Raw genomic sequence first — 12,791 nt, forward strand, 5'->3', positions numbered from 1 at the left:
TTGACATAAAGGAAAGCACCATAATTTATATGGTGCGCATAATTAAGCAGCTAGAAACTGACGCCTGCGCCAAGATAAAAACCATCGGCAATAGTATTATTAGGATGATGATGTTTACCTTGTACTTTCATGAAGCGATAACCAAAATTAATGGCTAATGGTTTAATTACTTCATATTTAATGCCAACATCGGCTTCCTGATAAGCATAATTACCTGAAGTTAAATCACGCGGCGAGCCATAAATTTCCCCATATAGCGCCAACGATGGCATAATTTGCCAATTAGCGCCAACACCCGCAGCAAAGGCAAAACCGTTATTATTATCCTGTGGTGATAAATAATAAGCTTTGCCACCAATATAAGCGCTAAAAGGCCCCAAAGGTAGACCAAAAGTGGCGCCTAAACTGGTTACTTGACCATCATGATCACTACGTGTCCAATTGCCATTTATGCCCAGGCCTGCCCCTTTACTACCAATGCCCGCCGTAAGTTCAGTAAAATCTTTTCCTACTTGTGCATTAATAGAAGCGGCATTAGAATGGCCTGAGAATAAAAAACATCCAACTGTTACGGGTAATAAAAACCTTTTCATCAAAATAGTTATCCTAAGTCATTAATTATTCTGGTTACTAAAATATCGACAATATATTTCATTTTCTTGCGAATTATTATTATTTTTTTGTAAAAAAAATTTTTGACGCTGATATATCGCAGCAATAGGTATTTTTGATTGGCTATATATCTTATTAGCTTAGATAATTTATTTGATATAACTTTAATAAGATTAATGAAATTATGTAACACCTGCTAATCATTTTTAAATACATTTTTCTATTTCAAAAAAACTGGAGATGTGTAATGGAGAAAAAAGAAGGTCTTACTACCTCTGCAGGCTCACCCGTCGTTGATAATAATAACGTTATCACCGCAGGCCCTCGAGGCCCGATGCTGTTACAAGATGTTTGGTTTTTAGAAAAATTGGCTCACTTTGACCGTGAAGTTATTCCTGAACGCCGTATGCATGCTAAAGGCTCCGGTGCATTTGGTACTTTCACCGTTACCCATGATATTAGCCAATATACACGGGCAAAAATCTTCTCAAAAATAGGTAAAGAAACCAAATTATTTATTCGTTTCTCTACCGTTGCTAGCGAACGAGGAGCTGCTGATGCAGAACGAGATATTCGGGGTTTTGCCTTAAAGTTTTACACCGAAGAAGGTAATTGGGATTTAGTGGGTAACAATACACCGGTTTTTTATTTACGTGATCCATTAAAATTTCCTGATCTTAACCATGTCGTAAAACGTGATCCGCATACGAATTTACGTAACCCTGCTTATAAATGGGATTTCTTCTCACATTTGCCTGAATCTCTTCATCAATTAACTATCGATATGAGTGACCGAGGTATTCCCAAATCTTACCGTCATATGCACGGTTTCGGTAGTCATACCTATAGTTTTATTAATGAAAAAAATGAGCGATTCTGGGTCAAATTTCATTTCCGCTGCCAGCAAGGCATTGAAAATTTAATGGATGACGAAGCGGAAAGAATTGTCGGTAAAGATCGTGAAAGTTCACAACGTGATCTGTTTGATGCCATTAATAACAAAAATTATCCGCGTTGGAAATTGCAAATCCAAGTTATGCCTGAAGCCGATGCCGCTAAACTGCCTTATAATCCATTTGACTTGACTAAAGTATGGCGACATAAAGATTGCCCATTAATCGATGTGGGTGAATTTGAATTAAACCGCAATCCTGATAACTATTTTGCTGATGTGGAACAAGCTGCCTTTAGCCCAGCTAATATTGTGCCAGGTATTAGTTTTTCACCGGATAAAATGTTACAAGGCCGGCTATTCTCTTATGGAGACGCTCATCGTTATCGTTTAGGGGTCAATAATTTTCAAATCCCAGTGAATAAACCACTTGCCACTTGTCCCTTTCATAACTATCACCGTGATGGCGCCATGCGAGTGGATGGTAATAGCGGCAATGGAGTGACTTACGAACCGAATAGCGCTGGCCTATTTCAAGAACAGCCGCAATTTAAAGAACCGCCATTAACGTTGACAGGAGCAGCCGATCACTGGAATCATCGCGAAGATGATGATTATTATAGCCAGCCTCGTGCACTGTTTGAATTGCTGAGTAAACATGAACATAAGCGTATGTTTGAAAGGATCGCCAGTGAATTAGTAGCAGCGTCAATTGAAACCCAGCAACGACAGGTTGCGTTATTTAATAAGGTACACCCTAAATATGGCAAAGGGGTTGAAAAAGCATTAGAAAAACAGCGAAAAAAACACCATAAGTAAAACGATTTAGTCATCAAGGAGAGGGTAAAACCTCTCCGAATCATTTTTACCCTGATGGCAGTCTAAGAAATGTGTTTAAGCAAGGAGCTCCATTACTCTCAACTATTCTCGCCTTAAAGCCAACATCAGACTGGTTTAAACCCGTTTATTATCATCATTATGATGCTGCAAAAGCCATTGTTTGATATTGTGACGTGAAAGCTTAATGCCGGCATTCTCTATTAACATTCTAGGCAATAAATAATAAGCAATAGGCCGTTGAAAAGCAGCTAACCGATTTTCTAACCACTGATTTAAACTGGTTACCAGTTGTTGATTATCAGACTCAATAACCGCAACTGGACGGTGACCAAATTCTCTATCGGCTATTGGGATGATAAAACTCTTTTTAATATCGGGATGGCTATTTAAGATGGCTTCGATATCTTCGGGTTGAATACCTTCCCCGCCACTGAAAAATTGATTATCCAATCGACCTAAGATCCGCCATTCACCTTCCGCAAACGAGCCTTTATCACGGCTAGCAAACCAGCCATTAACTAATGCTAATGGTAGCACTTTACCCTGCCACCAATAGCCTAAGGCCAAGCTATCAGCTTGAATATAAATTTCACTATTGACTAAACGAAGCGACTTACCGGTTAAAGGTAAACCAATCCCTATGCCACTATCTGCTTGTTTAGCGCAAACCGTGGAAGCGGTTTCTGTCATACCATAACCTAACCAACAGCGGATCCCATGCTGTTTAGCCGCAGCAACTAGCTCGTGCGGGATCATCGCGCCGCCTAATAACACATTCTGTAAACTGGCTTTTTGCTCAATATTTTTTATCTGCAATAAACGCCATAATTGAGTAGGTACTAAAGACGCGTGGCTGCATTGCTGTAAAGCATGGGGTAACGAACTGGTTGCTTTTATTGCTAATCTTGCTCCTCGAAATAACCACCGCCAAATAATTCCCTGACCTGAGACATGAAAAAGCGGTAACGATAGCAACCAGCAATCCTCTCGTTGAAATGGCAATAATGCAAGCAGCCCCCTAGCACTGTTGAGATGAGCGGCAATATTATGTACCACTGCTTTCGCTAAACCGGTTGAACCGGAGGTTAATATTAATGTCGCTGGCAGCAATGGCATAAAAGGCACAGCTACAGTGACATCATCTTGAAAATTAGGCGATTTTGTTATGACAGCTCGATAATCTAATGATTTTATATTCGGCAAAGACAACGGCTCTTCTGTAAAATCAATCATATAATCAATCGCCAAACCGGCAGTTAATTCTGTGATGCTACTCTCTGGCAGTTGTGGATTAAGCGGCAAAATACGAGCACCCAATTGTAATAATGCCAACTGACATAACAGCATGGAAAGACCATTTTTACCTCTTAACATCAGAGTCATCTGCTGGGGAGCAAGCAACTGACGTTGAAAATTGGCGGCAATAGCATTAATTTTTGCCACTAATTGGTGCCAGCAATATTGTCTATTCTCGGTTATCAGCGCAATGTCTGTCGGTGATTTTTCCGCCCAATAGAGCCAAGGCCATTGATTAAATATCATTCATGTTGCCATATTCGTTCTAATTCATTTAATCCGATGAGCGGTAATGAACTTTCCGGCCATTGACGAACAAGTTGTGCCTGGTGGAGAGACAAGGTATCTAATCCTGGCACGGTTTGTGGTGTCAACCAGCTGGCTATTCGCGCTAATTGGGTTAAACCAAAACTACTTTCCAGACTAGAGCTAATTACCGTCTCTAATCCCAAAGCCCGTGCGTTATCAATAAGTTGCTTACAACGATTTAAGCTGCCCAGTAAGGTGGGTTTAACAATGATGGCGCTAACGCCTGGCTGTTTTTTAAGTTGAAAAGTAGGCTCACGAACACTTTCATCCCAAGCAATTGCAATCCCCGTTTGATGAGCAAAAGCCAGCGAGTCATGCATGGTTTTGCAAGGCTCTTCAATAAAATCAATTCTAGCGCGATTAGCTGGCTTAATATACTTAGCAAATGCGGCGGCTTGTGAGGGATTCCAACTTCGATTTGCATCCAAGCGTAAACGCAAGCAAGGAACGGCATCAAGTAGCAAATTAACCACCATCCCATCGCGCACTGACTCGTAAAAGCCAACCTTAACCTTAGCCACTTTTTCACTATTAGCCGCATTTAGTTGTAAAATAAGCTCATCCAAATCACCAGTGCAAAGGGGAGCTTTTGGATAATGGGTTATTTCCGGTAATTCAGCCATTAATTCAGCCTGTGCACAACTGAGCCCAAAAGCCACGGATGGAATATCACATTCTTTTATTGCTGCCCCCTGACACCAATCACGCAAGCTCGTTTGTAGTGCCGATCGAGCCGTTTCTAATGTTTCAACACTAAACTGGGGTAAAGGTGAAATTTCACCCCAGCCATGAGAGCTATTTTCCTGTAAATGAATAAGAAAACCATCACGGGATTTTAATCGTTGCTGCCGTAATATAATCCCCGTTTCCAGCGGAAGACTAAATTGATATATTGCCGCCTTACGCATTATGGATTACGCTCAAAAGTTGAAAAATCGGGTTGTCGTTTTTCATTAAAAGCATTTCTGCCTTCCTGACCTTCCTCAGTCATGTAAAACAACATCGTGGCATTACCGGCTAACTCTTGTAAACCTGCTTGGCCATCGCAATCCGCATTCAGCGCTGCTTTCAAACAGCGTAATGCCATTGGGCTGTTTTTTAGCATCTCTCTGCACCAGCTTACCGTTTCCCGCTCAAGTTCAGCATAAGGTACAACCTGATTTACCAATCCCATATCCAATGCAGACCGAGCATCATATTGACGACATAAGAACCAAATTTCGCGCGCTTTTTTTTGTCCAACGATACGTGCCATATAAGAAGCGCCCCAACCACCATCAAATGAACCCACCTTAGGGCCAGTTTGACCAAATATGGCATTGTCAGCAGCAATGGTTAAATCACACATCATATGTAATACATGCCCACCGCCAATCGCATAACCGGCAACCATAGCAACAATCGGCTTTGGGCAGGTCCGAATTTGGCGTTGAAAATCTAAAATATTCAAGTGATGGATGCCATTATCATCTCGGTAGCCACCATAATCACCACGAATTTTCTGATCACCGCCGGCACAAAAGGCTTTCTCTCCCTGACCGGTTAAAATGATGCAGCCTATCGCATTATCGTAACGAGCATCGGATAATGCCTGGATCATCTCTTTGACGGTTTGTGGCCGAAATGCATTACGAACATGGGGACGATTAATCGTAATTTTAGCAATTCCATCTTTGGTTTTATGATAAAGAATATCTTCAAATTGAGCGGAATAATCATGCCATTGTGCAACAGCATAAGATTGTTCTTTATTCAGACACTGCATATTCAATTCCTTCCGTCAGAAAATGTTAAAAAACGCTCCACTGCTGTAGCATAAGCAACAGGATTACTACGATGGGCATTATGCCCAGCCTCAGGTATCCGAATAAGTGGTAACGAAAATTGTTGTGAGAGAGCGCAAAACTTTTCGTCATACTCACCACAGAGGTAGCTGAAAGGGTAGTTTCGCTGTAATAATTTATTGACTAAAAAAGGTTGTTTACCTAATGAAGTCGTTTCCAATAAATGAGCAACATGTTCGCCACAATTATTTGCGCGCTCAGCAATTAATTGTTGCCGTTGCTCAGCGGATAAGTCATGAAAGACGGCTTGTTGATACCAATCAGATAAGACATTATCCATAGGCTCACTTCGAAAGCGTTTTGCCCAAGACTGATCATGCTTTAAACGTAGTAAACGTTCAGCGGGCCGTTTTAAACCAACATTGGCCCCCTCAACAATTAATGCTTTCAATTTAGTAGGTTGAGACTGACAGGCGTAATACATCGCGATCCTTCCACCCAATGAATAGCCAATGAGATAATAACTGTCAATTTGATTAGCCTGAATTGCCTGCTCAATTAGCCGACTTAAATAAGAAAAATTTGCCAACGGAATATGCGGTGAACGTCCGTGCCCCGGTAAATCAATCGTCAGTGATGGGCGATTAGCGTATTGTTCAATAATAGGCAGCCATTCACCGCCTGCGCCAAGTAGACCATGTAACCAAACTAACCATGTCCCAGCACATTTTTCATGGTATCGTCGTGTATATAACCTCATAATTGCATCATCTGGTTAACAAGTTGATTAAGTGTTTTTGCCCCTTCATCACCTTCTACTAGCAATTCGACCATTAACGCCTTACCACCCTGCTGCCAATAATTGTTGATAGTCTCTTTCAACTCATGCCAATTCGACGGTGCAGCGTAAGAGAGACCAAACATGGCAGCCGCATGCTTAAATTGCAGCTGATGAGGCATGCAATAAAACCGTTCTCTTTCCACTTCAGGGGTAGGCAGCATAGAGAAGATTTGACCACCATTATTATTCACCACAATCAACACCATGGGTGCTAAGCCAGCACGTAATAAATTTAGACTATTTAAGTCATAAAGCGCCGAAATATCGCCGATGATCCCTAACGTGGGTTTCGCATTGGCAGTTTGCACACCCGCTAATGTAGCAATCAAACCATCAATACCACTGGCTCCACGATTACTATAAATTGGGTAACTGGCCGGCAATTGGCTGAGAGTATCAATTAATCTGACAATCAAACTATTACCCACAAAAAGTTGCCCATTGGTCGGTAACAATTGTGTAAGTTGATGCGCAATGGCGGCTTCTGAAAATTGGTGTTCAAACTGTTGCGTGACGCCGCTATAAACACTATTGACAATAGCTATCAATGCGTTCGCCCACGGTAAACAGGCAACGGCCGGATGGGCAATTAACCAGTTAGATACGGAACTAACCAATCGCCTACCACGATGATTTGTCGGATCTAGACGACCAGGAATGTGATCAATAATCCAATATTCTTCAGGTTGGCATTGTGCTTGCCATTCCAATAAACGTTTACTGGTTAAACTTGAGCCAAACTGGACGACTAACTGGGCATTTTGCAAAATGTTTTTCACCGCGGTTATGGATAACCAAAGATCCGCACAGGGTAAAGGTTGCCCAGTTTGTGATAAAACATCACTAATTATTGGCCAACCTAGCATTTCTGCCCATTGTGCAACTTGCGCTCCCTCATCAGGCCGCATTCTGCCCGCGATCACCAGACCTTTTTTTTGTCGCCAAACATGCCAATCGGTGACCAATGCTAATGAACGAGAGACATCACCTTGCAACCAGGGTGTGGAAGATTGCCACCAACCCGCGAGTGAATTTTGCCAGTCAATCTGTGTTGAAGCTTCACCATATAAAGGTTCTGCAAATGGGCAATTGATATGTAAAGCGCCATGGGAAAGATTATTCATGGCATTGTCAATGGTACTAACTAACCATTGTGCACTGATATTTTGGGTTGGGCTGGGTAATGTTAATGTTTGTGCCGGATGATCAGCAAAAATAGCGCTTTGTCGGATCGCCTGATTAGCACCACAATCAATTAATTCTGCTGGCCTGTCGGCGGTTAAGAAAATGATATTTTCACCCGTTAAGCCAGCTTCGATTAAAGCAGGATATAAGTTAGCGACTGCGGTACCAGAAGTAACAATAACGGCCACCGGTTTGCTAACTACTTTTGCCAAGCCCAAAGCAAAATAGCCTAAGCCGCGTTCATCATAGTGAGTATGACAAATTAACTTACAATTTGCGGCGGCGGCTAATGTCAATGGTGTAGAGCGAGAGCCTGGTGCAATACAAACATGGCTTAATCCATGTCGGGTTAATGCTTCAAGAATAACTTCCGCCCATTGACGGTTAAAAACACTATGCGACATACATGACTCAAAGCAGAAATAAGAAATAAAATAATAGCAATTTTAAGTAAAATTACGTTATTTTCTTTATTCCAGTTCAATAAAATGACGCTTAAATATTATTTTTGTTGTAAAAATCAACTTTCACAACAAAATGTTTCCTTATTTAGCAATGTTTGTCACCCTGCGGCCTTATTTTCCACCTCAAGCCATTCTTGCCAGGGATCTGAATCGTTAACGATACCGGCACCGGCATAAAGTCGAAGATGATCATCATTCAGGTGTGCACAACGTAAAGAGACAACAAATTCACTTTGATTTAGTGATAAATAGCCGGCACTACCTGCATACCAACCACGACAAATAGGCTCATTTTGCTGTAAAAAATGCTTAGCTGTTTTTCTCGGCACACCAGCAACCGCAGCTGTCGGCTGTAGACGATTTAGACAGTCGCTATCACTAGCATCACGTAGTGTGACGCGAATAAGACGACGCAGATGCTGAATTTTACGTAATAAAATAATATCAGGTGAGGAAACACTAATCTTTTCACAATTATTTTGTAATCTTTGACAAATATCCTCTACCACCAATCGATTTTCATGCTGATTTTTATCATCATTCATTAACCAATCCGAATAGGTTTGCCTGATTGCCTGATCGGATGAATTGACTACCGTTCCAGCTAATGCTTCAGTATAAAGTTGTTGAAATTTACGATAATAAAGTCGCTCAGGCGTTGCTGATAAAAAGGTATGTTGAGCGTTAAAGGACAACATAAAATGATAACATTGACGATTAACCGCTTTACTTGCCGACGTCAGACTGGCCGCATTTAACGGCTTTGTTAATTGAATATCCGTTTGGCGGGCAATAACAACTTTATCCATCACTCCACTATTAATTAGTTGCACTGCCTGAGTAGTTAAATCGCGCCACTGTTGGTATTCAGGAAGATGTTGAACTTGCTTAATGTGACTATTAAGCGGAGAAATGGGTTTAACCAATTGCAATTCGGCTAAAAATTGCAGGGCGTGTGGCAGATCTTGTTGATCAATAATATTGACAGCTAATATCCACCTTTCCTGACAATATCGAAACTCGACCCGCGGTAAGAATAAATAGCTCTCATCACCAACAAAACCAGCATAATATTCATTATCAGGCAGTGGCTGCCAAGCATTCAATCCCCAGATCCGCATAGTTGTGGTAGCGGATTGTTGCTGTAAAAATTGTTCAGCATCGACAATATTAGTAAAATGTTTTACCTCGCCGAGTAAAGCCACTTCCTCATGACCATCACGATGATGCCAATAAAATTGAGGATAAAATTGCTGACTAGCTAGCCAATCTAAGGCAGGAAATTGAATATCAGCGGGTAAAGAAAATTGATATTGTTGCCCACTTTTCCCTTCAATTTGTCGTTCAGATAAAAATTGATAAACACTTGCCATGAACTCGCTAATATTAACCACTATTACTATCCTCTTGACTGCAATAAATCATTTCATCAAACCAATTGGCTAATCTTGTATTTATTCTGCCATTTGTCGCTTTAGCAAACGATCATTAAATTTTTTGCGATTAACAATCTCTAGCATAAAAAACCCAGCGATATTAACGCCAGGCTATTAATACATGAAGATATTTATGCCGCCAAAGCAGCAAGTGCAATCTCAAACAAAGGTTGTGGCCATATTCCCAATAAAATTGTTATAACGGCACACAATAACGCAAATAAAGTGGCTAAATTAACACTTACTTGTTTGTGCGGTTGGTCATTAGCTAGCGGCTCACGGCTATATATACAAGCCATAAAACGTAAATAATAGTATAAACCCATCGCACTACCGATAATAACAACGGCTGTTAACCACCATAATTCGGCATTAATAGCCGTAATAATCAGATAAAATTTACCAATAAAACCTAGCGTAATAGGTATGCCTGCTAACGACAGCATCATGATGGTCAAAATAATCGCCAGCACCGGTTGACGCCAATATAATCCCCGATAAACATTAATATCGTCTTTATCATCACCACAGTAGGGACTAGATAGAATACTGACAACGCCAAAAGCACCTAAACTGGCCAATAAATACCCCATAAAATAGATTGCTACCGTAATTTGCGCTGCAACACTATCAGTTTGTAACGCAATTAACGGCAGCAGTAAATATCCCATATGGGCAATAGATGAGTAACCTAGCAGCCGTTTAATACTCCGTTGCGATATGGCCATTAAATTACCAAACAAGATAGAAGCAATGGCAATAATACTAAGTACTAACAATAATGCCTGACTTTCTGCTATCGGTGATGTCATTAGTAAACGCATTAAAACCGCAAAAATAGCGATCTTACTCGCGGTTGCCAAAAATGTTGCTACAGGTGCAGGTGCACCTTGATAAACATCCGGTGTCCACAATTGAAAAGGGACAAAAGAGAGTTTAAAACCAATTCCGACCAACATCATACCAACACCAACCATAATGACCGGATAGTGAATAATATGCTCATTTAGGCTTAAACCTAATTTGGCAAATAGCAAACTGCCTGATTCAGCATAAAGTAACGCCATACCGAACAATAAAAATGCAGAGGCAGCGGCGGATAGCAACATATATTTAATGCTAGCTTCTAATGAACGCTTCTGGGTAAAGGCATAGCCAACCAAGCCAAATAATGGCAATGAAATTAATTCAATACCAATGAATAAGCTTGCTAAATGGTTGGCCATTGATAACAAAATCCCGCCTGCTCCCGCGATAGCTAATAATAAATAAAACTCTTCTTTATTATCAGGGTATCCGGTAAGCCATCCATAGGCATAAATTGCTGTGCCAATACCAGTAAGCAAAATCAGTGCACTATAAAAGAGTGAATATTTATCTACATAGATTAATGGAGTGACTTCAAGCGGTAATTTATCGCCAATTAAAAAGCAGGTCACTAACGCAATAATAAAACCGGCTATCGTTAAAGTGGCATTGAGTAAATGAAGGCGCCGCCAGGCAATGGATAACATCACAATCACCACTAATAGCCCAACGATCAGAAGTGGTGACAATGCGATCAATTGTTCAAAAGTTATGGTCATGACGAATTATGGCCTTAAGGTTGAAAACGAAATAGAATACAAACTGTGCAGCGATTCCATCACATTTTTTGAAGTATCTAACACGGGTTGCGGATAAAAACCTAATATCACTAATAACAAGGCTAATGTCAGTAAAACCAATATCTCGCGACCATTTAAAGCGGGCAGTGCTTTTTCTGATTTTGCGCTACCATAATAGACCTGTTGCATCATCCAAAGTGCATAAATAGACGCAAATACCACACCGAATACCATAATCGTTGTCACCAATTTAAATTGCCCAAAAGTGCCAAATAGGATCATAAATTCACCAACAAAATTTCCGGTACCCGGCATGCCCAATGTTGCCACAGCAAAAAATAGTGATAGTGCAGGTAGCCACATGATCCGTTTCCATAATCCTCCCATCATGCGCATATCACGGGTTCCGGTACGTTCATAAAGTTGACCACTAATAATGATCAAAGCCGCACCTGACAGGCCATTAGCAATCATTTGTAACACTGCTCCTTGGTAAGCCAGGGTAGAACCGGCATAAATAGCGACGGTAACAAAGCCCATATGCGACAAACTGCTATAAGCCACCAGGCGTTTGATATCTGTCTGTTTGAATGCTAACCATGCACCATAAAATATACTGATCACACCTAGCGTCATCGCGATAGGGGTAAATTGAATCGATGCGGTAGGAAATAGCGGTAATGTGAAACGCAATAAACCATAAGCTGCCGTTTTAAGCATGATACCTGAAATATCAACGGAGCCGGCTGTTGGCGATTGTTCTTGTGTGTCTGCCATCCAGCCATGAAAAGGTACCAAAGGCATTTTCACTGCAAATGCAATAAAAAACCCTAGCATTAACAGATACTGTGTCAGCGCTGACATTTTGGTATTTAATAGATCGTGATAGGCAAATGACCAATTACCCGATGACTGATAATGAATTAACGCCAATGCCACAATTGCTACCAACATAATCAAGCCACTTGCTTGGGTATAAATAAAAAACTTAGTCGCTGCATTGACATGTGCACGTTCTTCCGAGCCTTTATGTCCCCAATTAGCAATCAGAAAATACATTGGGATCAACATCATTTCCCAGAAGAAGAAAAACAAAAACAGATCTACCGCCAGGAAAATTCCCATCACTCCGGCTAGAATCCACATCAAATGAAAGTGATAAGCCCCTTGATTTGGTTGATTTTCACTCCACGAACTCAATACCGAAAAAATCCCCATGATAGCTGTTAGCACTATCATTAGTAATGATAAACCATCAATTGCCAAGGCAATATTAATACCTAATGGCGTGATCCATGGCATGAAAAAGATTGCCTGCCATTGGGGTAATGCTAAAGTATTAGTCAACGAATAATTTCCCTGTAACCAAAGTAGTACAGAGAGGAGCAGTGTTAACCCCATCACAAGCAGTGCTAAATAGCGTGGTGCCCGTTGATTAAATCGTCCGGACTGCCAGCAAAGCACACCACCGATGAAGGGAAGAAGTATTAGCCAAGGTAATAGCATGGCGCAATGTGTCCCTTAA

At 41.0% G+C, this 12,791-nt stretch carries 10 protein-coding genes; 1 reads left to right on the forward strand and 9 read right to left on the reverse strand.

Features of this window, described 5'->3' with window-relative positions; genetic code table 11:
* Nucleotides 1-50: 50 nt before the first annotated feature.
* On the reverse strand, nt 51-593 hold the full coding sequence (locus ArsFIN_RS12185) for a YfaZ family outer membrane protein (RefSeq protein WP_026822030.1): 543 nt from the start codon (nt 591-593) through the stop codon (nt 51-53).
* 266 nt (nt 594-859) lie between these two features.
* On the opposite strand from ArsFIN_RS12185, the gene ArsFIN_RS12190 reads away from it, so the two are divergent.
* Nucleotides 860-2,323 carry a catalase gene (locus ArsFIN_RS12190; RefSeq protein WP_026822031.1) on the forward strand — a complete coding sequence of 488 codons (1,464 nt, stop codon included), beginning with the start codon at nt 860-862 and terminating at the stop codon, nt 2,321-2,323.
* Between the two features lie 135 nt (nt 2,324-2,458).
* Here the strand turns inward: ArsFIN_RS12190 and menE are convergent, their stop codons facing one another.
* The 8 genes from menE to nuoM form a co-directional block, all read right to left on the reverse strand.
* Nucleotides 2,459-3,886 carry an o-succinylbenzoate--CoA ligase gene (gene menE, locus ArsFIN_RS12195; protein ID WP_026822032.1) on the reverse strand — a complete coding sequence of 476 codons (1,428 nt, stop codon included), beginning with the start codon at nt 3,884-3,886 and terminating at the stop codon, nt 2,459-2,461.
* Nucleotides 3,883-4,857 carry an o-succinylbenzoate synthase gene (gene menC / locus ArsFIN_RS12200; RefSeq protein ID WP_026822033.1) on the reverse strand — a complete coding sequence of 325 codons (975 nt, stop codon included), beginning with the start codon at nt 4,855-4,857 and terminating at the stop codon, nt 3,883-3,885. The genes menE and menC overlap by 4 nt, the downstream gene beginning before the upstream one ends.
* Entirely contained in the window at nt 4,857-5,714 is an 858-nt protein-coding gene (gene menB / locus ArsFIN_RS12205; RefSeq protein WP_026822034.1) for a 1,4-dihydroxy-2-naphthoyl-CoA synthase, read from the reverse strand. The genes menC and menB overlap by 1 nt, the downstream gene beginning before the upstream one ends.
* 2 nt (nt 5,715-5,716) lie before the next feature.
* Nucleotides 5,717-6,493, reverse strand: a complete 777-nt coding sequence (gene menH / locus ArsFIN_RS12210) for a 2-succinyl-6-hydroxy-2,4-cyclohexadiene-1-carboxylate synthase (protein WP_026822035.1) — start codon at nt 6,491-6,493, stop codon at nt 5,717-5,719.
* Nucleotides 6,490-8,163 (reverse strand): 2-succinyl-5-enolpyruvyl-6-hydroxy-3-cyclohexene-1-carboxylic-acid synthase, encoded by a 1,674-nt coding sequence (menD, locus tag ArsFIN_RS12215; protein WP_026822036.1) that lies wholly within the window; start codon nt 8,161-8,163, stop codon nt 6,490-6,492. The genes menH and menD overlap by 4 nt, the downstream gene beginning before the upstream one ends.
* Before the next feature lie 158 nt (nt 8,164-8,321).
* Nucleotides 8,322-9,617, reverse strand: coding sequence for an isochorismate synthase (locus ArsFIN_RS12220; RefSeq protein ID WP_246067210.1), 1,296 nt, complete (start codon nt 9,615-9,617; stop codon nt 8,322-8,324).
* A gap of 173 nt (nt 9,618-9,790) precedes the next feature.
* Nucleotides 9,791-11,245: an NADH-quinone oxidoreductase subunit NuoN gene (nuoN, locus tag ArsFIN_RS12225; protein ID WP_026822038.1), complete on the reverse strand. Its 1,455-nt coding sequence runs from the start codon at nt 11,243-11,245 to the stop codon at nt 9,791-9,793.
* A 6-nt stretch (nt 11,246-11,251) separates the two neighbouring features.
* A complete protein-coding gene (gene nuoM, locus ArsFIN_RS12230; protein WP_026822039.1) occupies nt 11,252-12,772 on the reverse strand; it encodes an NADH-quinone oxidoreductase subunit M in 1,521 nt (506 codons plus the stop codon).
* Nucleotides 12,773-12,791 lie beyond the last annotated feature (19 nt).

This window comes from Arsenophonus nasoniae, from assembly GCF_004768525.1.
In the GTDB taxonomy this organism is placed as follows: Bacteria; Pseudomonadota; Gammaproteobacteria; order Enterobacterales; family Enterobacteriaceae; genus Arsenophonus; species Arsenophonus nasoniae.